Source organism: Burkholderia sp. Ac-20379 (genome assembly GCF_017104645.1).
Lineage (GTDB): Bacteria > Pseudomonadota > Gammaproteobacteria > Burkholderiales > Burkholderiaceae > Burkholderia.
Window position 1 is genome coordinate 1 of record NZ_JAAGPF010000105.1, and the last position, 21,747, is coordinate 21,747.

The 21,747-nt window shown below is 68.2% G+C and carries 24 protein-coding genes and 1 pseudogene; 10 read left to right on the top strand and 15 right to left on the bottom strand.

Annotation, left to right across the window (positions count from 1 at the left end; all coding sequences use genetic code 11):
- From G3N92_RS15725 to G3N92_RS15745, 5 genes are all read right to left on the bottom strand, one after another.
- Positions 1-323: PhzF family phenazine biosynthesis isomerase (locus G3N92_RS15725; protein WP_206128459.1), on the bottom strand; the 323-nt coding region annotated here is incomplete at its 3' end.
- The gene (locus G3N92_RS15730; RefSeq protein ID WP_206128460.1) at positions 320-778 is read right to left on the bottom strand and encodes a RidA family protein; all 459 of its coding nucleotides are present in this window, start codon (positions 776-778) and stop codon (positions 320-322) included. The genes G3N92_RS15730 and G3N92_RS15725, both read right to left, overlap by 4 nt.
- A 37-nt stretch (positions 779-815) precedes the next feature.
- Positions 816-2,003, bottom strand: coding sequence for a PLP-dependent aminotransferase family protein (locus G3N92_RS15735; protein WP_206128461.1), 1,188 nt, complete (start codon positions 2,001-2,003; stop codon positions 816-818).
- A 46-nt stretch (positions 2,004-2,049) separates the two neighbouring features.
- Positions 2,050-2,961: a DMT family transporter gene (locus G3N92_RS15740; RefSeq protein ID WP_206128462.1), complete on the bottom strand. Its 912-nt coding sequence runs from the start codon at positions 2,959-2,961 to the stop codon at positions 2,050-2,052.
- A 41-nt stretch (positions 2,962-3,002) separates the two neighbouring features.
- Entirely contained in the window at positions 3,003-3,686 is a 684-nt protein-coding gene (locus G3N92_RS15745) for a VOC family protein (RefSeq protein WP_206128463.1), read from the bottom strand.
- Positions 3,687-4,044: 358 nt separating this feature from the next.
- On the opposite strand from G3N92_RS15745, the gene G3N92_RS15750 reads away from it, so the two are divergent.
- The 4 genes from G3N92_RS15750 (at position 4,045) to G3N92_RS15765 (ending at position 8,774) form a co-directional block, all read left to right on the top strand.
- Positions 4,045-5,538, top strand: coding sequence for a PLP-dependent aminotransferase family protein (locus tag G3N92_RS15750; RefSeq protein ID WP_206128464.1), 1,494 nt, complete (start codon positions 4,045-4,047; stop codon positions 5,536-5,538).
- Positions 5,539-5,741: 203 nt separating this feature from the next.
- The gene (htpG, locus tag G3N92_RS15755; protein WP_206128465.1) at positions 5,742-7,640 is read left to right on the top strand and encodes a molecular chaperone HtpG; all 1,899 of its coding nucleotides are present in this window, start codon (positions 5,742-5,744) and stop codon (positions 7,638-7,640) included.
- Entirely contained in the window at positions 7,640-8,245 is a 606-nt protein-coding gene (locus G3N92_RS15760) for a chorismate lyase (protein WP_206128466.1), read from the top strand. Before htpG ends, G3N92_RS15760 begins: the two co-directional genes overlap by 1 nt.
- Before the next feature lie 7 nt (positions 8,246-8,252).
- Entirely contained in the window at positions 8,253-8,774 is a 522-nt protein-coding gene (locus G3N92_RS15765; RefSeq protein WP_206128467.1) for a DNA-deoxyinosine glycosylase, read from the top strand.
- On the opposite strand, the gene G3N92_RS15770 is transcribed toward G3N92_RS15765, so the two are convergent.
- A complete protein-coding gene (locus G3N92_RS15770; RefSeq protein ID WP_206128468.1) occupies positions 8,771-9,079 on the bottom strand; it encodes a type II toxin-antitoxin system RelE/ParE family toxin in 309 nt (102 codons plus the stop codon). The two genes, G3N92_RS15765 and G3N92_RS15770, sit on opposite strands and share 4 nt — an antisense overlap.
- Positions 9,076-9,354 carry a YlcI/YnfO family protein gene (locus G3N92_RS15775; RefSeq protein ID WP_206128469.1) on the bottom strand — a complete coding sequence of 93 codons (279 nt, stop codon included), beginning with the start codon at positions 9,352-9,354 and terminating at the stop codon, positions 9,076-9,078. The genes G3N92_RS15770 and G3N92_RS15775 overlap by 4 nt, the downstream gene beginning before the upstream one ends.
- Before the next feature lie 146 nt (positions 9,355-9,500).
- On the opposite strand from G3N92_RS15775, the gene G3N92_RS15780 reads away from it, so the two are divergent.
- The 3 genes from G3N92_RS15780 to G3N92_RS15790 all read left to right on the top strand — a co-directional run bounded on the left by G3N92_RS15780 (position 9,501) and on the right by G3N92_RS15790 (position 12,504).
- The gene (locus tag G3N92_RS15780) at positions 9,501-10,418 is read left to right on the top strand and encodes a spermidine synthase (protein WP_206128470.1); all 918 of its coding nucleotides are present in this window, start codon (positions 9,501-9,503) and stop codon (positions 10,416-10,418) included.
- 296 nt (positions 10,419-10,714) lie between these two features.
- Positions 10,715-10,957 (top strand): DUF3311 domain-containing protein, encoded by a 243-nt coding sequence (locus G3N92_RS15785; protein WP_206128471.1) that lies wholly within the window; start codon positions 10,715-10,717, stop codon positions 10,955-10,957.
- Positions 10,954-12,504 (top strand): sodium:solute symporter family protein, encoded by a 1,551-nt coding sequence (locus tag G3N92_RS15790; protein WP_206128472.1) that lies wholly within the window; start codon positions 10,954-10,956, stop codon positions 12,502-12,504. The genes G3N92_RS15785 and G3N92_RS15790 overlap by 4 nt, the downstream gene beginning before the upstream one ends.
- Positions 12,505-12,620: 116 nt before the next feature.
- On the opposite strand, the gene G3N92_RS15795 is transcribed toward G3N92_RS15790, so the two are convergent.
- The 5 genes from G3N92_RS15795 to G3N92_RS15815 form a co-directional block, all read right to left on the bottom strand.
- Positions 12,621-13,055 (bottom strand): VOC family protein, encoded by a 435-nt coding sequence (locus G3N92_RS15795; protein ID WP_206128473.1) that lies wholly within the window; start codon positions 13,053-13,055, stop codon positions 12,621-12,623.
- A gap of 183 nt (positions 13,056-13,238) precedes the next feature.
- Positions 13,239-14,192 (bottom strand): transaldolase, encoded by a 954-nt coding sequence (tal, locus tag G3N92_RS15800; protein WP_206128474.1) that lies wholly within the window; start codon positions 14,190-14,192, stop codon positions 13,239-13,241.
- Between the two features lie 360 nt (positions 14,193-14,552).
- Positions 14,553-15,764 carry a benzoate/H(+) symporter BenE family transporter gene (locus G3N92_RS15805; protein ID WP_206128475.1) on the bottom strand — a complete coding sequence of 404 codons (1,212 nt, stop codon included), beginning with the start codon at positions 15,762-15,764 and terminating at the stop codon, positions 14,553-14,555.
- 168 nt (positions 15,765-15,932) lie between these two features.
- Positions 15,933-17,108 (bottom strand): VWA domain-containing protein, encoded by a 1,176-nt coding sequence (locus tag G3N92_RS15810; RefSeq protein ID WP_206128476.1) that lies wholly within the window; start codon positions 17,106-17,108, stop codon positions 15,933-15,935.
- 82 nt (positions 17,109-17,190) lie between these two features.
- A complete protein-coding gene (locus G3N92_RS15815; protein ID WP_206128477.1) occupies positions 17,191-18,033 on the bottom strand; it encodes a MoxR family ATPase in 843 nt (280 codons plus the stop codon).
- Positions 18,034-18,302: 269 nt separating this feature from the next.
- Between G3N92_RS15815 and G3N92_RS15820 the strand changes: the two genes are divergently transcribed.
- Positions 18,303-18,665: a c-type cytochrome gene (locus G3N92_RS15820; RefSeq protein ID WP_206128478.1), complete on the top strand. Its 363-nt coding sequence runs from the start codon at positions 18,303-18,305 to the stop codon at positions 18,663-18,665.
- 38 nt (positions 18,666-18,703) lie between these two features.
- Positions 18,704-19,072, top strand: a complete 369-nt coding sequence (locus G3N92_RS15825) for a c-type cytochrome (protein ID WP_206128479.1) — start codon at positions 18,704-18,706, stop codon at positions 19,070-19,072.
- A gap of 92 nt (positions 19,073-19,164) precedes the next feature.
- Here G3N92_RS15825 and G3N92_RS15830 read toward each other — a convergent pair whose 3' ends face one another.
- Complete coding sequence (locus tag G3N92_RS15830) at positions 19,165-19,599, bottom strand: DUF1841 family protein (protein ID WP_206128480.1); 435 nt, start codon at positions 19,597-19,599, stop codon at positions 19,165-19,167.
- 181 nt (positions 19,600-19,780) lie between these two features.
- Between G3N92_RS15830 and G3N92_RS15835 the strand changes: the two genes are divergently transcribed.
- On the top strand, positions 19,781-20,716 hold the full coding sequence (locus G3N92_RS15835) for a DMT family transporter (RefSeq protein WP_206128481.1): 936 nt from the start codon (positions 19,781-19,783) through the stop codon (positions 20,714-20,716).
- Positions 20,717-20,817: 101 nt separating this feature from the next.
- Here the strand turns inward: G3N92_RS15835 and nth are convergent, their stop codons facing one another.
- Positions 20,818-21,462 carry an endonuclease III gene (gene nth / locus G3N92_RS15840; RefSeq protein ID WP_206128482.1) on the bottom strand — a complete coding sequence of 215 codons (645 nt, stop codon included), beginning with the start codon at positions 21,460-21,462 and terminating at the stop codon, positions 20,818-20,820.
- A pseudogene (locus tag G3N92_RS15845) lies at positions 21,459-21,747 on the bottom strand (electron transport complex subunit RsxB); the annotation flags it as partial. The gene nth and the pseudogene G3N92_RS15845, both read right to left, overlap by 4 nt.

A 21,747-nucleotide genomic window follows, 5' to 3' on the forward strand; every position in this document is an offset into this window, starting at 1 on the left:
TCGGCGCCGCATTGCTGAACGAGCCGCCCCGGCGCGCGCGGCACGAGGCCCGCCTCGCGCACCGCGTGCGCGGTGCCGAGCGTCGGATGGCCGGCGAACGGCAGTTCGCCGCCCGTCGTGAAGATCCGCACGCGGTAATCGGCGGCCGGATCGGTCGGGGTGCAGACGAAGGTCGTCTCCGACAGGTTGGTCCAGCGCGCGATCGCCTGCATGTCGGCGTCCGACAGCGCGTCGGCGTCGAAGATCACCGCCAGCGGATTGCCGCGAAACGGCGTGGCCGTGAAGACGTCGACCTGCTTGAAGCGAACGCGCCGGGCCGTCATTCGACTTCGGCGATCAGTTCGATCTCGACGCACGCGCCGAGCGGGATCTGCGCCACGCCGAACGCCGAGCGCGCATGCTTGCCGGCGTCGCCGAACACCTCGGCGATCAGTTCCGACGCGCCGTTCGTCACCAGGTGCTGCTCGGTGAATTCGAGCGTCGAGTTGACGAGGCTCATCAGCTTGACGATGCGCTTGACCTTGTTGAGGTCGCCCGTGTGCGCGTGCAGCGTGGCCAGCAGGTCGATCGCCACGTTGCGCGCGGCCAGCTTGCCGTCGTCGGTCGAGAGATCGGCGCCGAGCTTGCCGGCCCACACCTTGCCGTCCTTCTTGGCGATGTGGCCCGACAGGTAGACGGTGTTGCCGCTTTGCGCGCTCATCACGTAAGCGGCGGCGGGGGCGCCCGCGTTCGGGAGTTCGATGCCGAGAGCCTTCAGTGTGTCGTAGACGTTTGCCATTTGCGGTGTGTCCTCGTGTGAATGAATGTCAGGCGGTTCAGGATGCGATGCGTTCGCGCAGCAGCTTGCCGAGGCGGGCCACGCCTTCCTCGATCTGCTCGGGCGGCACCGTCACGAACGACAGGCGCAGCGTGTTCGACTGCGCGTCGTCGGCGAAGAACGGCGCGCCCGGCACGAACGCGACATTTTGCGCGATCGCGGCGTCGAGCAGCGCCATGCTGTCGATGCCGGCCGGCAGTTGCACCCAGACGAACATCCCGCCTTCCGGGCGGTTCCAGGTCACGCCTGTCGGCATGTGGCGCGCGAGCGAGCCGAGCATCGCGTCGCATTGTGCGGCATACAGCGCGCGGATGCTCGGAATATGCGTGTCGAGAAAGCCGTCGCGGATCACTTCATAGGCGATGCGCTGGGTCAGCGACGGCGTGTGCAGGTCGGTGGCCTGCTTGGCCTGCACGAGCTTGAAGTGCAGCGCCTCGGGCGCGATCACGTAGCCGATCCGCACGCCGGGCGACAGCACCTTCGAGAAGCTGCCCATGTGGACGATGTGATCGGGCGCCATCGACAGCATGGTCGGCAGCGGCTCGCCCTGGTAGTTCAGCGCGCCGTACGGATCGTCCTCCAGCACCGGGAACGGGCTGGTCTGCGCGAACGCGGCCAGCGCACGGCGGCGTTCGAGCGGCATGCGGCGGCCGGTGGGGTTCTGGAAGTTCGGCTGCGCGTAGAGCGCGCGCGCATCGCGCGTCAGCTCGGGCGTGAGCGCCTCGGGCACCAGGCCGGACTCGTCGCTCGCCACCTGCACGTAGCTCGGCTCGTACATCGAGAACGATTGCAGCGCGCCCAGGTAGGTGGGCGTTTCCACCAGCACGCGGCTGCCCGGATCGATCAGCGTCTTGCCGAGCAGGTCGAGCGCCTGCTGCGAGCCGGTGGTGATCAGCACCTGGGTGGCGCGCACGCGATAGCGTTCGGCCACCCATTCGCGCAGCGGCAGGAAGCCTTCGGTGGCGCTGTACTGGAGCGCCGCGGCCGGCGCATCGCGCAGCACGCGGTCGGCGGCCTCGCGTACGCGCTCGGCCGGGAACGTGGCCGGCGACGGCAGCCCGCCCGCGAACGAAATGACCTCGGGACGCTCCGTGACCTTCAGGATCTCGCGGATGGCGGAGCTGGTCAGCTTGCGGGCGCGTTGGGAGAGGGGCCAGTTCGGTTGGGGCAGGTCGCTCGGGTTCATGGTGTCCTCGATCGTTCGGGGCAAAAGGGAGAGTATCGCTCGCGGCTCAGCTTGCGCGGGCGGGTTGGGACAGGGTGCGCACGGCCGAACGGCGGCCGAGCACGACGGTGGCGATCACGGCTGCCGCGAACAGCCAGGTGGACGGCGCGACGGGCTCGCCGAACAGCAGCGCGGAAAACGCGATCGTGAAGAAGATCTGCAGCAGTTGCACCTGGCCGACGCGCGCGATGCCGCCCATCGCGAGGCCCGCGTACCAGGCGAAGAAGCCAAGGAATTGCGAGAACACGGTCACGTAGCCAAACGCGAGCCAAGTGGCGAGCCGGGCCGGCTCGGGGTGCGTCAGGTTGTGTTCCCAGGCGAGCCAGCCCACCGGCAGCACGAGGAACGGCGCGGACACCACGAGCGCCCAGCAGATCACCTGCCAGCCGCCGATCTGCTTGGCGAGCCGCGCGCCTTCGGCATAGCCGAGCGCGCCGATCAGCACGGCCACCAGCATCAGCAGGTCGCCCATCTGCGGCTTGCCGCCGCCGTCGCGCAGCGCGTAGGCGATCACCAGCGCGCTGCCGGCCAGCGCCGCGAGCCAGAAGCCGCGCGACGGCCGCTCGCGCGACAGCCAGGCGGCGTAGATCGCCACCAGCAGCGGCTGCAGGCCGTTGACCACCGCGCCGTGCGAGGCCGGCACCGTCTTCATCGACCAGGCCGAGAACACCGGGTAGGCGATGATCACGCCGGCCGACACCACCGCCAGACTCTTCAGTTGCGCGCGCGTGGGCAGCGCCTCGCGGCGCCACCAGAGCAGCAGCCCGGCCGGCACGGCAGCGGCCAGCGCGCGGCCCAGGCCGTTGAGCAGCGGGTGGAATTCGGTGACGACGACGCGCGTCATCGGCAGCGTCAGGCTGAAGATCATCACGCCGAGCAGGCCGAGCAGCATGCCGCGGGTTTCGCGGGAATCGGACATTGGGGTTTGCGGTTGCGGTCGAGTTGAAGGGGCACGGCGCGTCAGCGCAGCGTGCGTGTGCCTTTCGGCGTGTCGAAGCTGGCGATCAGCCCGGCGGACTGGCCGGCCGAAACGGCCAGCAGCTTGCCCGCGCCGAGCCAGTCGAGATGCGTGGCGATCGCGTCGGAGGCCGGATGCGTGGCCGCCAGCGAGGTCAGCGCGATGTCGCCGTGCGGCAGCGCGTCGGACGGATGGCGCGCCGTATCCCACTGGATCAGCGATGGCGCGAGGCCGTCGGCCGGTTGATCCGGTGCCTGCGGGAACGCGCCGTCGGCCGGCACGGTCAGGCTCCACGACCAGTCGCCGCGGCGCATCCGCACCACGGGCGGAATCCGTTCGGGATATTGACGGCGCCAGACGTCGAGGTGGCGCGGCGGCTCCACGCGCGCCACCCAGTGCACCAGCGCCGGCCCCTTGGCGATGCGCTTGTGCATGGCCGGCTCGTCGAGCGCGAACAGCCGCGGACGCGGCACGCCCGCGGGCTGCGGCGCGTCGGGATCGATCGCGATCACCTCGAGGTAGGCGCCGCCCCACAGCCCGAACAGGCGGTTGTGGGTGCGCATCAACGGATGCGCACCGCCGCCGGCCGGCTCCGCGCCGAGCGTGTCGGCGACGTAGGCCGTGCCTTCGTCGAGCGTGCGCGCGGCAATCACAAGGTGGTCGAGTTTCAGCGGTCGTGCGGTCATGTCGGTGTTCGGTTCGGCAAAAACGGGCGATGCGGGGGGCGTGCGTGAGGCTTCCGGCTGCCGGCCCGTGCAACTGGCCCGGTATGCCGGCGCGGTGCGGTACGGACGGATGGCGTCCGGCGGGAAGGGCGGTGGCAGCCGTATCGGCTGATAGGCCGATGGCCGGGCCGGTGCGGTACCCGCGCCGGCGACGGCGCGGTGCGGATGACCCCGGCGAATACCGCGTGCCGGTCGAACGGGCCCGCGCAACGAAAACGCATGCCCGCCCGATGGCGACCTGAAAACTGTAATCGCACGAACCGGAACAGTAACGGTACAATCGGCGCGATACTTTTCTGTACAGTTTCAAGGGGCCGCGATGTCCACCGTTCCGCTCGACCAGATTCCCGCGCCGCACGATACCGCCACGCTCACGCTGGTCGACCAGCTCGTGCAGTGGGCGCGCCGCCGCATCGACGAACGGGTGTTCCGCCCCGGCATGCGGATGCCGTCGATCCGCAAGCTCGCGGTCGACAAGAACGTGTCGCGCTTCACGGTGGTGGAGGCCTACGAGCGGCTGGTCGCGCAGGGCTACCTCGATTCGCGGCGCGGCTCCGGCTTCTACGTGCGCGAACGCACGCCGGCCGCGCTGCCCGGCGAATCGGGCCGGCCCGGCAAGGACGTGCCGCCCGCGCCCGTGGACAACACGCTCGACGTGGTCTGGCTGCTGCGCAACATGTTGCACACGGTCAGCCCGGAAAAGGGGCCGGGGCTCGGCTATCTGCCGGCGCGCTGGCTCGACGGCGAGCTGATCACCGGCGCGCTGCGCGCGCTGGGCCGCCAGAGCGGCGCGCAGATGCTCGGCCTGGGCAGCGCGCAGGGCTTTCTGCCGCTGCGCCAGCAATTGCAGACGCGGCTGGCCGAGGTCGAGATCGGCGCGTCGCCCGAGCAGATCGTGCTGGTGTCCGGCATCACGCAGGCCATCGACCTGATCGCGCGGCTCTACGTGCGCCCCGGCGACGCGGTGATCGTCGGCGATCCGGCCTGGTTCCAGATGTTCGGCCGCTTCGCCTCGCAGGGCGCGCGGCTGGTGGGCATGCCCTACACGCCCGACGGCCCCGATCTCGACGCGCTCGAAACGCTCGTCCAGCAATGGCGGCCGAAGATGCTCGTGATCAATTCGGTGTTGCAGAACCCCACCGGCACGTCGTTGTCGGCCGCGCAGGCGTTCCGCATCCTGCGGCTCGCCGAGGCCTACGATTTCCTGGTGGTGGAGGACGACATCTACGGCGACCTGTGCCCGGCGCGCTATCCGGCCACGCGGCTCGCGAGCCTCGATCAACTGAAGCGCGTGATCTACCTCGGCAGCTTTTCCAAGACGCTCGCGGCGAACCTGCGCGTGGGCTACGTGGCCGGCTCGCCCGAGATGGCCAACGCGCTGACCGACCAGAAGATGCTGGCCGGCATGGCCACCCCGGAGCTCAACGAGCGCGTGCTCTACAAGGTGCTGACCGAGGGGCATTACCGGCGCCACGTGGAGCGGCTGCGCGGGCGGCTCGACGGCGTGCGCGACAAGACCGCGCGGATGCTGGAGCGCGTCGGCATGCGCCTGTTCACGATGCCGGCGGCCGGCATGTTCCTGTGGGCCGACACCGGCGCCGACGCCAGCGCGCTGGCCGCCGCGGCGCACGAGGAGGGCTTCCTGCTGACGCCGGGCGGGCTGTTCTCGCCGCAGCAGTCGCCGTCCACCTGGACACGCTTCAACGTCGCCAATTGCGGCGATCCGGCGCTGGCCGGGTTCCTCGCGCGCTACCTCGATTCGGTGCCGCGCCGCACGGCCGACGCCGAACGCGGCGAACTGGACGCGGCCTGAGACAGCCTTGGGCGGGTTCGAGCCGCCTCAGGCCGCCCGATCCCGCGCCGCGCCGGCGCCTGTCCGTTCGGATGGGGCCGGATCGATAACATCTCCGGCCGTGGGGTCTTGAAAAGTCCCCCGGCCGTCCCCATTTCGGTGCCCGAAGACGATCCGCATGCGGATCCGCACCCATTCAACCGATCAGTCACAGGAAAATCGACATGGCACATGAAACGATGAGCTTCCAGGCGGAGGTCAAGCAGCTCCTCCATCTGATGATCCATTCGCTGTACAGCAACAAGGAAATTTTCCTGCGCGAACTGGTGTCGAACGCGTCCGACGCATCCGACAAGCTCCGTTTCGAGGCGCTCGAAAACGGCGCCCTGTACGAAAACGATCCGAACCTGCGGATCCGCATCGGCTTCGATAAGGCCGCGCGCACGCTGACGATCGACGACAACGGCATCGGCATGAGCCGCGACGAGGCGATCGCCAACCTCGGCACGATCGCGCGCTCGGGCACCAAGGAATTCTTCTCGAAGCTGTCGGGCGACCAGCAGCGCGACGCCGCGCTGATCGGCCAGTTCGGCGTGGGCTTCTACTCGGGCTTCATCGTCGCCGACCGCATCACCGTCGAAACGCGCCGCGCCGGCGCGCCGGCCTCGGAAGGCGTGCGCTGGGAAAGCGCGGGCGAGGGCGATTTCACGGTCGACGCGATCGAGCGCACGCAGCGCGGCACCACCATCACGCTGCATCTGCGCGAGGGCGAGGACGACCTGCTGTCGTCGCACAAGCTGAAGTCGATCATCCAGAAATACTCGGACCACGTCGGCCTGCCGATCCTGATGCAGAAGGAAGAGTGGGATCAGGACAAGGGCGAGATGGTCGCGAAGGACGAGGACGAAACCATCAACCAGGCGAGCGCGCTGTGGACGCGTTCGAAATCCGAGATCAGCGACGAGCAGTACACGCAGTTCTACCAGCACGTCGCGCACGATCACCAGGATCCGCTCACTTGGACGCACAACCGCGTCGAAGGCCGCAGCGAATACACGCAGCTGCTGTACGTGCCCGCGCACGCGCCGTTCGACATGTGGAACCGCGATTACCGCGGCGGTCTGAAGCTGTACGTGAAGCGCGTGTTCATCATGGACGACGCCGAGCAACTGCTGCCGCAATACCTGCGCTTCGTGAAGGGCATCGTCGATTCGGCCGATCTGCCGCTGAACGTGTCGCGTGAAATCCTGCAGGAAAGCCGTGACGTGCGCACGATCCGCGACGGCGTGACCAAGCGCGTGCTGTCGATGCTCGAAGAGCTCGCGAATTCGGACGAGGACGCCGGCAAGGACAAGTTCAAGACCTTCTGGAACGAGTTCGGCCAGGTGCTGAAGGAAGGCGTGGGCGAGGACAACGCGAACCGCGAGCGCATCGCCAAGCTGCTGCGCTTCGCCTCGACGCACGGCGATACGGCCGAGCAGACGGTGTCGCTGGCCGACTACGTGTCGCGCATGAAGCCCGAGCAAAGCAAGATCTACTACGTCACGGCCGACGCCTGGCAGGCCGCGAAGCACAGCCCGCATCTGGAAGTGTTCCGCAAGAAGGACGTCGAGGTGCTGCTGCTGACCGACCGCGTCGACGAGTGGATGCTGTCGTACCTGAACGAATTCGACGGCAAGCCGCTCGCGAGCGTGGCGCGCGGCGATCTCGATCTCGGTGCGATCGACGATGCGGAAAAGAAGGCCCAGGAGGAAACCGGCGAGGCGATGAAGCCGATCGTCGAGAAGATCCAGGCCACGCTCGGCGAGAAGGTCAAGGAAGTGCGCGTGACGTTCCGCCTGACCGATTCGCCGTCGTGCCTGGTGGCCGACGATCACGACATGAGCGGCTACCTGCAGCGCATGCTGAAGGCGGCAGGCCAGCAGGCGCCGTCGATGCAGCCGATCCTCGAAGTGAACCCCGAGCATCCGCTGATCAAGCAGTTGAACGCCGACGGCGCCGATTTCGCCGACTGGTGCCACCTGCTGTTCGATCAGGCGATGCTGGCCGAAGGCGGCTCGCTGGAAGATCCGGCGGCCTTCGTCAAGCGCACCAACGCCCTGCTGCTGTCGCGCGGCGCCTGATGCACGGCCCGCGCGTGCAATTCGACGCGGCGGGCGCGGGCTGGAGCGCGCCCCCGCGCCCCGGCCTGCACGCGGCGCAGAAGGACTGGCTCACGCGCGGCGGGTCGCTGACCGCGCATCTGGCCGCGCTCGGCAACGTGAGCGTGCGGGTGACGCGCGAAGCGGTGGCCACGCCCTGGGCCGACGAGCCTGCCGCGCTCGGATTGACGTCGCGCAGCGCGTGCTGGGTGCGCGAGGTCGTGCTGAGCGTCGACGGCGAACCGTGCGTGGCCGCCCACAGCCTGACCCCGCTCGGCGCGAGCCGCGGCGTGTGGCAGGCGATCCGCCGGCTGCGCACGCGGCCGCTCGCGGAGCTGCTCTACAGCGATCCGCAGGTCGGGCGCTCGGCGCTGGTCAGCCGGCGCGTGATCGCCGGGCATCCGGTGCATGCGCTGGCCGAACGGGCGCTGGCGGCGGGCGAGCCGGCGGCGCATGCGTTCGTCGCGCGCCGTTCGGTGTTCGAGCGGCATCGCGCGCCGCTGATGGTGACCGAATGCATGCTGCCGGGGTTGTGGCGGCGTGTGATCGGCGGTGCGCCGGCGATGTCGCTCCCCAATGCCGGATGACTCGACCATGCCGGCCGACGACGATCTTCCCGCGCTGAAACGCTGCTTCCCGCCCGTCGTGGATAACGAGACGCGCGTGCTGATCCTCGGCAGTTTGCCCGGCGAGGTCTCGCTCGCGCAAAGCCGCTATTACGCGCACCCACAGAACCGTTTCTGGCGTCTCGTCGGCGACACGATCGGCCTGCCGCTCGCCGATCTCGATTACGCTGCGCGGCTGCAAACGCTTCTGCAACATCGGATCGGCTTGTGGGACGTGGTCGCCGAGGCGCGCCGCATCGGCAGCCTCGATAGCCGCATTCGCGAGCCTGCCAACAACGACCTGCAGGCGCTCGTCGAGACGCTGCCGAATCTGGCGGCGATCGCCTTCAATGGCGGCACCGCGGAAAAGATCGGTGTGAAGGCGCTGGGGGAGCGAGCCGACCGATATCGGCTGGTCCGTTTGCCGTCCAGCAGCCCAGCCTATGCGGCGATGCCTTACGACGCGAAGCGGCAGGCGTGGGAGGCGTTGCGTCAGTATCTGCCGGCTTAGTGGTAATCGCTTTCGCGTTGATGGCGCACGGCAAGGATCGTCACGGTTTGACCGTCGTCGATCTCGAACAGCGCAACGTAGCCCGATGCCCCGAACGGAATGATCAGTTCCCGTAAAAACGGCATGGACGCATGTGCCTTGCGGCACGTGAACGGCGAGGATTCCAGCGTTGCGATTCCCGCGGCGATGGCGGCAAGTGCACGGGTGGCGAGTTCGATATCGGCGTCGTCGCGCTCGACAATGAAGCCATACAGACGGTTCAGATCGTCCGAAGCCTCGCGCGTAAACCGGACTTGATACGTCATCGAGCCTTTGCCCGCGTGGTGCGCAGCGCATCGAGCCGCCGCTCCAATTTCTCCAGCATGTCGGACGCCGGCACGTAGTCGCCGGTGCGTCGCGCCGCGTCGCGCGATGCGATGCCGCGGGCGATGAACTCGCTTTGGCTGCGACGACGCTCGATGCCTTCGCGAATCGATTGCTCGACGAAACTCGAGAGCGTTTCGCCTTCGCCGAGGACATTTTCCGCGGCGTCGCGCAGCTCCGGTTCGACCCGAATGGAGGGGAAAGTGGCGGATTTCATGATCGTATTCGGTGCATTGCAATTGCGATGCATTGTCCGGCAAATGCCATGTTCGTGCAAGTCGGCCGTTCGATAGCCCGTGCGCCGGTGCTATCCTCTCGTCCTTCCGTTCTCACCGAGTCGCGCAGCCCGCGCGAACCATCCAGATGACCCGACTGATCAAACGCGCGTCCGCCGAGGCGCGCGCGTTTCGCCGCGACAATTCGCGAACCGACGAAGCCGTTGCGAAGCACGCCGGCGTGCGCGCCAAATCGCGCGCGAACCACGACGACCTCAGCGACGCACCCGTGATCGAAGCGCCGCGCAAGCCGCGTTTCGCGCCCGTGACGTTCTCCGAGGAGCGCGGCGTGCGCTACCTGCACTTCGGCACCGAATGGGTGCAGGGCGCGATGCGCCTGTCGAAGCCGCTCGCGATCGAACTCGAATATGCGCAGCAGATGATGGCCTGGCTGCTGTTCCTCGACACGCCCGAGCGCATCGTTCAGCTCGGCCTCGGCACCGGCGCGCTGACCAAGTTCGCGCACGCCTACCTGCCGCGCGCGCGCGTCGAGGCGGTCGAACTGAATCCGGCCGTGATCGTGGCCGCGCATTCGATGTTCGCGATGGCGCACGACGACGCGCGCCTGACCGTGCATGAAATGGACGCCTGGGATTTCGTCAACGATGCGGCCAACCGCGGCACCATCGGCGCGCTGCAGATCGACCTCTACGACGCCACCGCGCGCGGCCCCGTGCTCGACAGCGTGGCGTTCTATCGCGCCGCGCGCGCTTGCCTGAGCGAGGCCGGCGTGGCCGTCATCAACCTGTTCGGCGATCATCCGAGCTTCGAGCGCAACATGAAGCACCTGAACGCGGCGTTCGACCAGCGCGTGATCGCGCTGCCGGAAGTGCACGACGGCAACCGGATCGCGTTCGCGTTTTCCGGGCCGGCGCTGTCGGTGACGTACGCACAACTGAACGAACGCGCGGCGCTGATCGAGGACACGCTGAAGCTGCCGGCCCGCAAATGGGTCAAGGGGTTCCAGCAATCGGCCGGCGGCGACGCCGACACGTTCACGATCTGACAACCGGCGGCGCGGTTTGCGCCGCGTCCGCCGCAGCGTCTGCATTGCGGTAACTGCCGCTCAGGCCCGCGCCGCCGGTTTCCCGGCCGGCGCGGGCCGTTTCGTCTACGCCGCCGCAATCGTGCGCGGCGCCGTTTCTCCCGGCGTTCTCCGCTCCGGGTTCGCCCGCGTATCTGCCGGTTTTTCCGGCTCTTATACTCTGCAAGCCGGGATCCGCAGCCGCCGATCGGCCTGCGTGCGCCCGCGCCGCCTTACTCGTTCAAGACTCCAAACAATCGGGCATGAGAGGAGACGTCATGGCTCACGAAGCCAAGGCCAACCGGGCCGCCAAGCGCTGGCTCTGGTTGCTGGTGTTGCCGGTGGTGGCGATGATCTGGGTGCCGTCGTACGCCAAGGTCGAACCGCAATGGTTCGGATTCCCATTCTTTTACTGGTATCAGCTCGCCTGGGTGTTCGTCAGCGCGGCGATCACCGCGTTCGTCTACAGCAAGACCAAGCATTGCTGGCGCGCCGGCGGCACGAAGGAGGGCGGGCAATGAACGTGACCGCAACCGTCGTCTTCGTGCTGTTCTTCGTCGGCGTGACGATCCTCGGCTTCGTGGCCGCGCACTGGCGGCGCGGCGATCTGGCCCATCTCGACGAGTGGGGCCTTGGCGGGCGGCGCTTCGGCACGATCGTCACGTGGTTCCTGCTCGGCGGCGATCTCTACACCGCGTACACGTTCGTGGCGGTGCCCGCGCTGGTGTTCGGCGCCGGCGCGATGGGCTTCTTCGCGCTGCCCTACACGATCCTGATCTATCCGTTCGCGTTCGTGGTGTTCCCGAAGCTGTGGAGCATCGCCAAGCGCCAGGGCTACGTGACCGCGGCCGATTTCGTCGGCGCGCGCTACGGCAGCCGGATGCTGGCGCTGGCCGTGGCGGTGACCGGCATCGTCGCCACCATGCCGTACATCGCGCTGCAACTGGTGGGCATCGAGGTGGTGATCGGCGGGCTCGGCTTCGACACGCACGGCCTGCTCGGCGATCTGCCGCTGATCATCGCGTTCGCGATCCTGGCGGCCTACACGTACACGTCGGGGCTGCGCGCGCCGGCCATGATCGCGATCGTCAAGGACATCCTGATCTACGTGACGATCGCCGCGGCCATCATCGTGATCCCGTCGCAACTGGGCGGCTTCGGCCATATCTTCGGCACGGTGCCGCCGGCCAAGCTGATGCTGAAGGCGCCCGACGTGTCGAGCCTGAACGGCTACAGCGCCTACGCGACGCTCGCGGTGGGCTCGGCGCTCGCGCTGTTCCTCTATCCGCACTCGGTCACGGCGATCCTGTCGTCGGCCTCGGGCAATACGATCCGCCGCAACATGGCGATGCTACCGGCCTATTCGTTCGTGCTCGGGCTGCTGGCGCTGCTCGGCTACATGGCGCTGGCCTCGGGCGTGAAGGACATGCCCGAGTTCGCGCCGTACTTCAAGGCCTACGGCGCGAACTTCGCGGTGCCGGCGCTGTTCCTGCATTTCTTCCCGTCGTGGTTCGTCGGCGTGGCGTTCGCGGCGATCGGGATCGGCGCGCTGGTGCCGGCCGCGATCATGTCGATCGCGGCGGCCAACCTCTACACGCGCAACATTCACCGCGAGTTCTTCAACCGCAACATGACGCCGCATCAGGAAACCAGCGTCGCGAAGCTGGTGTCGCTGATCGTCAAGGTGGGCGCGGTGGCGTTCATCCTCGGCCTGCCGCTGACCTACGCGATCCAGTTGCAGTTGCTCGGCGGGATCTGGATCATCCAGACGCTGCCGGCGATCGTGCTGGGCCTCTACACGCGCGTGCTCGACCATCGCGGCCTGCTGGCAGGCTGGGCCGCCGGCATCGTGTGCGGCACCTGGATGGCGATCTCGCTGAAGCTGGCCGGCTCGATCTTCACGATCCACCTGTTCGGCCTGGCGATTCCCGGTTACGCGGCGGTGTGGTCGCTGGTCGTCAATCTGGTGGTGTCGGTGGTGGTCAGCGTGGCCGTGCGCGCGATCGGCATGGCGCGCGCCGAGGATCGCACGCGGCCCGAGGATTATTTCGACGTGGCGGAAGGTTGAGCGCAGCTTCGTCGGGACGACGAAACAACGCATGAAAAAAGGCCGGCCCCGCTGCGTGCGGCGGGGCCGGCCTTGTCGCCGATACGGTTGGCGCGGTTGGTTTGCCGGGACGACGTTCAGGGCCGCGCGGCCGGATCCTCGACGTTGACCATCCAGTGCACGCCGAAGCGGTCGCGCACCATGCCGAAGCCGAGCGCCCAGAACGTCTGCCCGAACGGCATCGCGATCGTGCCGCCGTCGGCCAGCGCCGCGAAGATCCGCTTGCCTTCCTCCACGCTGGCCGGGTTCAGCGACAGCGAATAGCCGTCGTGCACCTGCTGCGGCGCGCCGGGCCGCACGTCGCCGTCCGAGCACATCAGTTGCGATTCGCCGATGCGCAGGTTCGCATGCATGACCTTGTCGGCCGAGGCCGGATCGATCGGCTGGTCGGGGTTCGGCGGCGCATCGCGGAAGCGCATCAACATCTGGACTTCCGCGCCGACGGCGCTGCGATAGAAGGCGATCGCCTCGTCGCAGCGGCCTCCGAAGAACAGGTACGGTTGCACTTGCATCGTCGTCTCCTTGGCGGGCGCGTTCGGCCTGCGGAACACTACGGGTGCGGAACGGCGAATGCGTTCCGTGACGGGCATTGTAGAGCGTGCCGGCAGCCGCGCAACCGTGTGAGAACCCGCAGAAACGACAACGGCCGCGCGAGGCGGCCGTGGCGGGAGCGGGCGGGCGGCGCCGCCCGCCGATCAGCGCAGCGCGTCGATCAGGCCGTCGAGCTTGACCGCGTCGGCCGAGAACGCGCGAATGCCTTCGGCGAGCTTTTCGGTGGCCATCGCATCGTCGTTCAGCTGGAAGCGGAACGACGCCTCGTCGATCGCCACGCGCTCGGCCGGGGCGTCCTGGCTGCTGTCGCCGGACAGCTTGCGCTCGACCGTGTCGTTGCTGTCGTGCAGCTTCTGCAGCAGATCCGGGCTGATCGTCAGCAGGTCGCAGCCGGCCAGTTCGACGATCTGGCTGACGGTGCGGAAGCTCGCGCCCATCACTTCCGTCTGGTAGCCGAACTTCTTGTAGTACGCGTAGATGCGGCGCACCGACTGCACGCCCGGATCGTTCGCGCCGCCGTTCTTGACCTCATCCCAATCGGCGCCGGCCTGCTTCTTGTACCAGTCGTAGATGCGGCCGACGAACGGCGAGATCAGCTGCGCGCCCGCTTCGGCGCAGGCGGCGGCCTGGGCCAGCGAGAACAGCAGCGTCATGTTGCACTTGATGCCTTCCTTCTGCAGCACCTCGGCGGCGCGGATGCCTTCCCAGGTCGAGGCGAGCTTGATCAGCACGCGCTCGCGGCCGATGCCGGCGGCTTCGTAGAGACGGATCAGTTCGCGGCCCTTGTCGATCGAGCGTTGCGTGTCGAACGACAGGCGCGCGTCGACTTCGGTCGAGACGCGGCCCGGAATGATCTTGAGGATTTCGGTGCCGAATGCGATCAGCAGGCGGTCGATGACGACATCGGTCGATTCGGCCGCGTGATCGCGCACGGTCTTCTCGAGCAGCGGCTTGTAGGCGTCCTTCTGGACCGCCTTCAGGATCAGCGAGGGATTGGTGGTCGCGTCCTGCGGCTGATACTGCGCGAGCTGCTGGAAATCGCCGGTATCGGCGACAACGGTCGTGTACTGCTTCAGCTGGTCGAGTGCGGTAGTCATGGCGAATCGTTGAAGAGGCGCAGCGCGCCGGGTTCGACGGAAGGCCGCGCGGCGAAAGCGCGGCGGCGAAGCAGGCCGGCGGCTCGCGCCTGGAACGGGGGCGGGCCGGCGACCGAAGTCCTCTATTCTAGGCCCGATTCGGGGCAGCGTACGTGACGGGGCGAACGCAAAAAGGGAAGCATCGAGCGTGCCTGGCGGGACGGCGCTGGCGTTGGGACGTTGCGGTGCAGCGTCGAACCGTCAAGGCCCCGACCAGGGCAGCGGGCGTTTCCGAGGGCGAGCCGGGCAGGCGGCGAGGCGTTGGGGGGCGGCGTCGAGCCGCCGGAACACCGGTCGACGCCTCGCCCGTACCCATCGCCCTCAAGCGCGCCGCGCGTTGAGCACCACCTGCGTGATCACGCCCGCCACCAGCCCCCAGAACGCCGGGCCGATCGACAGCAGCGTCAGGCCCGAGGCCGTCGTCATGAACGTGACGAGCGCCGCCTCGCGCTGCTTGACGTCCTGCATCGCGTTGGTCAAGCCGCTCATGATCGAGCCGAACAGCGCCAGCGCGGCCACCGACACCACCAGCGCCTTCGGCAGCGCGTCGAACAGCGCGGCGATGGTCGCGCCGAACACGCCCGCCACCAGATAGAACACGCCGCACCAGACCGCCGCCGGATAGCGCCGCGCGCGGTTCTCGTGAGCTTCGGGGCCGGTGCAGATCGCGGCCGTGATGGCGGCCAGGTTGACGCCGTGCGAGCCGAACGGCGCGAGCGCCAGCGAGGCGAGGCCGGTGCTCGCGATCAGCGGCGAGGACGGCGTGGTGTAGCCGTCGGCGCGCAGCACGGCGATGCCGGGCACGTTCTGCGAGGCTATCGCCACCACGAACAGCGGAATGCCGATGCTGACGATGGCCGACAGCGAGAACGCCGGCACGGTCAGCACCGGGTGCGCGAACGCGATCCGGAACCGGCTGAAGTCGAGCAGGCCGAGCGCGCCGGCCACGGCGGTGCCGGCCACCAGCGTGGCGACGATCGCGTAGCGCGGCGCGAAGCGCTTGATCACGAGATAGGTCACGAACATCGCGATCACGAGGCCGGTCTGGAACTGCGCGGCGCGGAAGATCTCGATGCCGATCTCGAACAGGATGCCGGCCAGCAGCGCGGCGGCGATGCCCGACGGGATGCGGCGCATCAGCGAATCGAACACGCCGCTCAGGCCGATCGCCGTCAGCAGCAGCGCGCACACCACGAACGCGCCGATCGCGTACGGGTACGGCACGCCGGGCAGCGAGGCCACCAGCAGCGCCGCGCCGGGCGTGGACCAGGCCACCACCACCGGCGCGCGGTAGCGCAGCGACAGGCCGACGGTCGTCACGCCCATGCCGATCGACAACGCCCAGATCCACGAGGAAATCTGCGCGTCGCTCAGGTGGGCCGCGCGGCCGGCCTGGAACATCAGCACCAGCGAGCTGGTGTAGCCCGTCATCATCGCGACGAAACCGGCGACCAGCGCCGACAGCGAGGTATCCGCGAAGAAACGCGGGGCGGGAGCGGCCGGCGGCGTACCGGGCGCGTGGGACGGATTCATGGTGCAAGCACTCCGAAGCGGGGAGGGGGCGGCGAACCGGGCGCCGCGCGGCGATCCGGGCGGATCGGCGGCGGCGTGCGAAACCGGTGAAGCCGGGATATTACGGAAAGCGGCGGCGCCTGTGGTGACGAGATGCGCCGGGCGGGGCCAGGGCGGCGTGCGGCGCGCCTACTTGCTCAGTTGCCGCATCGCCGATTCGAGCCCGGCCAGCGTCAGCGGATACATGCGCGCGCCGAGCAGATCGCGGATGATCGACACCGATTGCCGGTATTCCCATAGTCGCTCGGGCTCGGGGTTGAGCCAGGCGTGATGCGGGAACTGGTCGGCGAGCCGGCGCAGCCAGACGCTGCCGGCCTCCGGGTTGTTGTATTCGACCGAGCCGCCGGGCTGCACCACCTCGTAGGGGCTCATGGTGGCGTCGCCGACGAAGATCAGCTTGTAGTCGGGCGTGAACTTGTGGAGCAGATCCCAGGTGGGCGTGCGCTCGGCGTGGCGGCGGCGGTTGTTCTTCCACAGGTAGTCGTAGACGCAGTTGTGGAAGTAATAGAACTCGAGATGCTTGAACTCGGCCTTGGCGGCCGAGAACAGTTCCTCGGTGCGCTGGATGTGATCGTCCATCGAGCCGCCCACGTCGAGCAGCATCAGCACCTTCACGTTGTTGTGCCGCTCGGGCACCATGCGCAGGTCGAGCCAGCCGGCGTTGGCGGCCGTGCTGCGGATCGTGCCGGGCAGGTCGAGCTGGTCCGCCGCGCCCTCGCGCGCGAAGCGGCGCAGCCGGCGCAGCGCCACCTTGATGTTGCGCGTGCCGAGTTCGACCGAATCGTCGTAATCGCGGTAGCCGCGCGCTTCCCACACCTTCAGCGCGGTGCGGTTGCCGTTCGACGGCCCGCCGATCCGCACGCCTTCCGGGTTGTAGCCGCCGTGCCCGAACGGCGAGGTGCCGCCCGTGCCGATCCATTTGTTGCCGCCCTCGTGGCGTTCCTTCTGCTCGTCGAACAGTTCGCGCAGGCGCGCCATCAGCTTGTCGAGGCCGCCGAGCGCTTCGATCTGCGCGCGCTCCTCGGGCGTCAGCTCGCGTTGCAGCTTCTTTTCGAGCCAGTCGGGCGGGATCTCGAACGCCTCGGCGGGCAGCGTGGCCACGCCGTGGAAATACGCGCCGAACGCCTGATCGAAGCGGTCGAAATATTGCTCGTCCTTCACCAGCGTCATGCGCGACAGGTAGTAGAACGCATCGATCGACGGCGGAATCACGTCCTGACGCAGCGCATCGAGCAGCATCAGGTATTCCTTGACCGAGACGGGCAGCTTGGCCGCGCGCAGCGAATAGAAGAAATCGATCAGCATCGCGAAACGCCCGCGGCGGGTGCGCAGGTCACGGTGGCGAAGGCGGGGCGGGGCACGATCGGGTTCCTCGGCTGGGCGTGGCTCAGCGGTTGTGGCGGTTCATCTGCACGAGCCGCTCGAACAGGCTCATGTCCTGCTCGTTCTTGAGCAGCGCGCCGGCCAGCGGCGGCACCACGAGCTTGTGGTCGGTGGAGCGCAGCGCTTCGGGCGGGATGTCCTCGGCCAGCAGCAGCTTCAGCCAGTCGAGCAGTTCGGAGGTCGAAGGTTTTTTCTTGAGCCCCGCCACGCCGCGCAATTCGAAGAAGCTCTCCAGCGCGGTGCGCACCAGCGCCTGCTTGATGCCGGGATAGTGAACCTCGATGATGCGCTGCATCGTCGACGGATCGGGGAACTGGATGTAGTGGAAGAAGCAGCGGCGCAGGAACGCGTCGGGCAGCTCCTTTTCGTTGTTCGACGTGATGATGACGAGCGGCCGGTGCCGGGCGCGCACCATCTGGCGCGTTTCGTACACATGGAATTCCATGCGGTCGAGCTCGCGCAGCAGGTCGTTCGGGAATTCGATGTCGGCCTTGTCGACCTCGTCGATCAGCAGCACGCACGGTTCGTCGGCTTCGAAGGCCTGCCAGAGCACGCCGCGCACGATGTAGTTGCCGATGTCCTTGACGCGTTCGTCGCCGAGTTGCGAATCGCGCAGCCGCGAGACGGCGTCGTATTCGTACAGGCCCTGCTGCGCCTTGGTGGTGGACTTGACGTGCCATTGCAGCAGCGGCATGCCGAGCGCCGCCGCCACTTCCTCGGCCAGCATGGTCTTGCCGGTGCCGGGCTCGCCCTTGACGAGCAGCGGGCGTTGCAGCGTCAGCGCCGCGTTGACGGCGAGCTTGAGATCGTCGGTGGCGACATATTGCGAGGAACCTTCGAAGCGCATGGCGGCCTGTTTCCTGCGAAAAATCCCAGTATAAGTCAAAGGCGCTGTTGCGTCGGGGCGCCCCTTGGTATCGTGGCGGGCGTTGTCCGGTGGGGGTTTGCGGGCCGGAGCGGGCGGTTGCGGGGCAGGGCTGGCGCGGATGGACTGCGTCGTCGGCAGCGCGTTACAATCGGCTCGCTTTTCGGCCTGCGTGTCTCATCTATAAGCAAAATGACGCAGTCCGTTGCCTTACCGGGCGACAGGTTTTCCCCTCAAGCTAGGTACAAGCTATGAACAATTTCGTCGGCAAACAGGTCGTGGCCGCGGTAATCGTAGCGCTCGCGGTGTCCGCCGGGACGGCGGCCCAGGCGGCAGGCAACCCGAAGGACGGGGCCGGCAAGGCTGCGATGTGCATCGGCTGTCATGGCATCGAAGATTACCGCACGGCGTATCCCGAGGTGTATCGGGTGCCGCTGCTGGGCGGGCAGAATCAGCAATACCTGGAAAACGCGCTGAAGGCGTACCGGAAGAAGGACCGCCATTTCGCGTCGATGAACGCGGTGGCCGCGTCGCTGACCGACCAGGACATCGCGGATCTCGCCGCGTATTACGCGGCCCAGAAGCCCGATTCGAAGATCAATCCCTATAAATAAGCCCGCGCTGGCGTTCGTTCAGCCGCACAGGAGCCACCATGAATCAGCCTCAACCGGCATTGCGCATCGCGGCGGCGCTTGCGCTGGCCGCCTGCCTCGCGACGGGCGCCGCGCACGCGGCCGATGCGGCCAAGGGCAAGCAGCTCGTCGAGACGCACAATTGCGCCGCCTGCCACGGCACCAAGCTCGACAATCCGATCAACGCCGAATATCCGCGCATCGCGGGGCAGCGCGCCGATTACCTCGTATGGGCGATGCGCCAATACCAGATGGGCCTGTCGAACCCGCTGCTGGGCCGCAACAACGCGATCATGCAGGCGCAGGTGCAGAGCCTGTCGATCGGCGACATGAACGATATCGCGGCCTATCTGGAATCGCTGCCGGGCAGCCTGGTGTTCAAGAAATGAGCGCCCGCCGAGGCTGACGCTAATACGCAATGCCCCGCTTCGGCGGGGCATTTTTTCAGGGCGCGAGCGATGGGCGGCGAGGCCGCCGCGCCTCAGTCGCGCGAGGCGCGGCGCAGGATCCGCTGCAGGTAGGCGTCCGTATCGGGCGGCGTGCTGGTGCGCTGCGCCTCCCAGATCGTCTCGCCCAGGCATTCCATGATCGCGTGCTGCGCGTCGTGTGCCGACGGCAGGCGCGCCGCCAGCTTCTCGTGCGCGGCGCGGATGCCGGGCGGCTGGTCGATCGACAACTGCTCGCTGATCGCCAGATGCATCGACAGATGCAGGAACGGGTTGGTACGGCCGGCTTCGGGCGGATATTCGCGGGCGCCGGCTTCGGTATCGTCGTCGAGCTCCGCGTGGTATTCGGGGTGCTCGACGATCCAATCGGCGGCGATCGCCTCGAGCGGCGTGAGGATTTCGCCCTGGCGCTGTTTGCGGCGGGCGTCGATGAAGAAGCGACGCACTTCGTCGCGGCTCGGATTGAACATGATTCGGGGACTCTGGCGGGCGGTCGACGTGCCGCGAAAGCGGCCATTCTACGCCGCCGCGGCGCGCACTGCCGGGCCGGGCTTCGCGCTTTCCTGAGTACCGGGCAGGCGCGGCGCTCGCTAGAATCGCCGGCTGGCCGTTCAGCCCTTCCACCGTGGTTCCGCCCCAGCAGGTTCGCCCATGAGCACCGCCGCCGCGCAGGCTTCGCCGTCCACCGCCGTTCGCGGCGCCCTGATCGTCGCGCTGTCGGCCGCCGCGTTCGGCGCGATGGCGATTTTCGGCCGTTATGCGTATGCGGGCGGCGTCGACGTGCTGGGCCTGCTGATCTTCCGTTTCGGCGTGGGCGGCGCGCTGCTGGCCCTGATCGCCTGGCGCCGCGGCGTGGCGTGGCCCGGCCGCCGCGCCTGCGCGCGGATCGCCGCGATGGGCGCGATCGGCTATGTCGGCCAATCGTTCTGCTATTTCACCGCGCTGCAGCATGCGCAGGCCAGCCTGGTCGCGCTGCTGCTGTACCTGTATCCGGCGTTCGTCACGTTGCTGGCCGCGTGGTGGCTCGGCGAGCGGCTCACGCGCATGAAGGCGATGGCGCTGGTGCTGTGCGTGGCCGGTTCGGCGCTGATGGTGGGCGGCGGGCACGGCGAGCCGCTCGGCATCGCGCTGTCGCTGGCCGCCGCCGTGATCTATTCGCTCTATATCGTGGCCGGCGCGCGCGCCACGCGCGGCGTCGATCCGCTCGCCACCACGGCGATCATCTGCCTGGCCGCCACCGCGATGTTCGTGCTGATCGCGCTCGTGCGGCTGGCCGCGTTCGGCGTCGCGCCGCATTGGCCGCACGCCGCGTCGAGCTGGTTCGCACTGCTCGGTATCGCGCTGGTGTCGACGGTCGGCGCGATGCTGGCGTTCTTCGCCGGGCTTGCGCTGCTGGGCGCGGCACGCACATCGATGCTGTCGACGCTGGAGCCGGTGGTGACCGTCGCCCTCGCGGCGCTGCTGTTCGGCGAGGCGCTCTCGCCGATGCAGTGGGCGGGCGGCGTGGCGGTGCTGACGGCCGTGCTGTGGCTCGTGAAGGCAGGCGGCAAGGCCGACGACGCGGCTACTGCCACGGCCAATGCCTGACGGCTCGGACTGCGAAACAATCGCGCCGATCCTGCAAGCCGGCGCAAAAACGGCGGCCGAAGCCGCCGCGTACTCACGCACTGCTTCGCGCTGCGAACGATTTACTCGAGCGGCGCCGGCGTCTTGGGCCGGAATTCGCAGAGCGGCTCGATCGCGCAATGCCAGCACTCGGGCCGGCGCGCCTTGCAGACGTAGCGGCCGTGCAGGATCAGCCAGTGATGCGCGTCCTGCAGGAATTCGGCCGGCGTGAACTTCTCGAGCCCTGCCTCGACGGCGCGTACGTCCTTGCCGGGCGCGAGGCCGGTGCGGTTGGCGACACGGAAGATATGCGTGTCGACGGCGATGGTCGGCTGCCCGAACGCCGTGTTCAGCACCACGTTGGCGGTCTTGCGGCCCACGCCGGGCAGGCCTTCGAGCGCCTCGCGATCGGCCGGCACCTCGCCGCCGTATTGATCGAGCAGGATCCGGCAGGTCGCGACGACGTTCTTCGCCTTGGTCTTGTAGAGGCCGATCGTCTTGATGTAATCGGTCACGCCGGCCTCGCCGAGTGCGAGCACCTGCGCGGGCGTGTTCGCCACCGGAAACATCTTGCGCATCGCCTTGTTGACCGACACGTCGGTGGCCTGCGCCGACAACAGCACCGCGATCAGGAGTTCGAACGGCGTGGTGTATTCGAGCTCGGTGGTCGGGTGCGGATTGAGGCTTTGCAGCGTCTCGTAGATCGCGCGTCGTTTGTTGGCGTTCATTCGGTGCGGGGCGGCGTGGCCGGCGGTTCGGCGTCGGGGGCGGCGCCGGCTGCCTGGCGTTCGGCCTCGATGCGCTTGCGGCGCGCTTCGGCGGCGTCGATCTGCGCCTGTACGGCCGGGCTGACGTTGTCGGTGTTCTTCGGCGCGCCGCCGCTCGCGGCCAGTTCTTCCTTCTTCTTGCGCGCGCGCTCCAGCGCGGCGGCGATGATCGCGCGTTTCTTCGCTTCCGGATCGTCGGCGGCTTGCGGTGCGGCGGCGATCGCCTCGGCGGCGGGGGCGGCCTCG

Coding starts and splice junctions, on each gene's coding strand:
- G3N92_RS15730 (WP_206128460.1), bottom strand. CDS start 778: ATGGCAAACGTCTACGACACACTGAAGGCTCTCGGCATCGAACTCCCG.
- G3N92_RS15735 (WP_206128461.1), bottom strand. CDS start 2,003: ATGAACCCGAGCGACCTGCCCCAACCGAACTGGCCCCTCTCCCAACGC.
- G3N92_RS15740 (WP_206128462.1), bottom strand. CDS start 2,961: ATGTCCGATTCCCGCGAAACCCGCGGCATGCTGCTCGGCCTGCTCGGC.
- G3N92_RS15745 (WP_206128463.1), bottom strand. CDS start 3,686: ATGACCGCACGACCGCTGAAACTCGACCACCTTGTGATTGCCGCGCGC.
- G3N92_RS15750 (WP_206128464.1), top strand. CDS start 4,045: ATGTCCACCGTTCCGCTCGACCAGATTCCCGCGCCGCACGATACCGCC.
- htpG (WP_206128465.1), top strand. CDS start 5,742: ATGGCACATGAAACGATGAGCTTCCAGGCGGAGGTCAAGCAGCTCCTC.
- G3N92_RS15760 (WP_206128466.1), top strand. CDS start 7,640: ATGCACGGCCCGCGCGTGCAATTCGACGCGGCGGGCGCGGGCTGGAGC.
- G3N92_RS15765 (WP_206128467.1), top strand. CDS start 8,253: ATGCCGGCCGACGACGATCTTCCCGCGCTGAAACGCTGCTTCCCGCCC.
- G3N92_RS15770 (WP_206128468.1), bottom strand. CDS start 9,079: ATGACGTATCAAGTCCGGTTTACGCGCGAGGCTTCGGACGATCTGAAC.
- G3N92_RS15775 (WP_206128469.1), bottom strand. CDS start 9,354: ATGAAATCCGCCACTTTCCCCTCCATTCGGGTCGAACCGGAGCTGCGC.
- G3N92_RS15780 (WP_206128470.1), top strand. CDS start 9,501: ATGACCCGACTGATCAAACGCGCGTCCGCCGAGGCGCGCGCGTTTCGC.
- G3N92_RS15785 (WP_206128471.1), top strand. CDS start 10,715: ATGGCTCACGAAGCCAAGGCCAACCGGGCCGCCAAGCGCTGGCTCTGG.
- G3N92_RS15790 (WP_206128472.1), top strand. CDS start 10,954: ATGAACGTGACCGCAACCGTCGTCTTCGTGCTGTTCTTCGTCGGCGTG.
- G3N92_RS15795 (WP_206128473.1), bottom strand. CDS start 13,055: ATGCAAGTGCAACCGTACCTGTTCTTCGGAGGCCGCTGCGACGAGGCG.
- tal (WP_206128474.1), bottom strand. CDS start 14,192: ATGACTACCGCACTCGACCAGCTGAAGCAGTACACGACCGTTGTCGCC.
- G3N92_RS15805 (WP_206128475.1), bottom strand. CDS start 15,764: ATGAATCCGTCCCACGCGCCCGGTACGCCGCCGGCCGCTCCCGCCCCG.
- G3N92_RS15810 (WP_206128476.1), bottom strand. CDS start 17,108: ATGCTGATCGATTTCTTCTATTCGCTGCGCGCGGCCAAGCTGCCCGTC.
- G3N92_RS15815 (WP_206128477.1), bottom strand. CDS start 18,033: ATGCGCTTCGAAGGTTCCTCGCAATATGTCGCCACCGACGATCTCAAG.
- G3N92_RS15820 (WP_206128478.1), top strand. CDS start 18,303: ATGAACAATTTCGTCGGCAAACAGGTCGTGGCCGCGGTAATCGTAGCG.
- G3N92_RS15825 (WP_206128479.1), top strand. CDS start 18,704: ATGAATCAGCCTCAACCGGCATTGCGCATCGCGGCGGCGCTTGCGCTG.
- G3N92_RS15830 (WP_206128480.1), bottom strand. CDS start 19,599: ATGTTCAATCCGAGCCGCGACGAAGTGCGTCGCTTCTTCATCGACGCC.
- G3N92_RS15835 (WP_206128481.1), top strand. CDS start 19,781: ATGAGCACCGCCGCCGCGCAGGCTTCGCCGTCCACCGCCGTTCGCGGC.
- nth (WP_206128482.1), bottom strand. CDS start 21,462: ATGAACGCCAACAAACGACGCGCGATCTACGAGACGCTGCAAAGCCTC.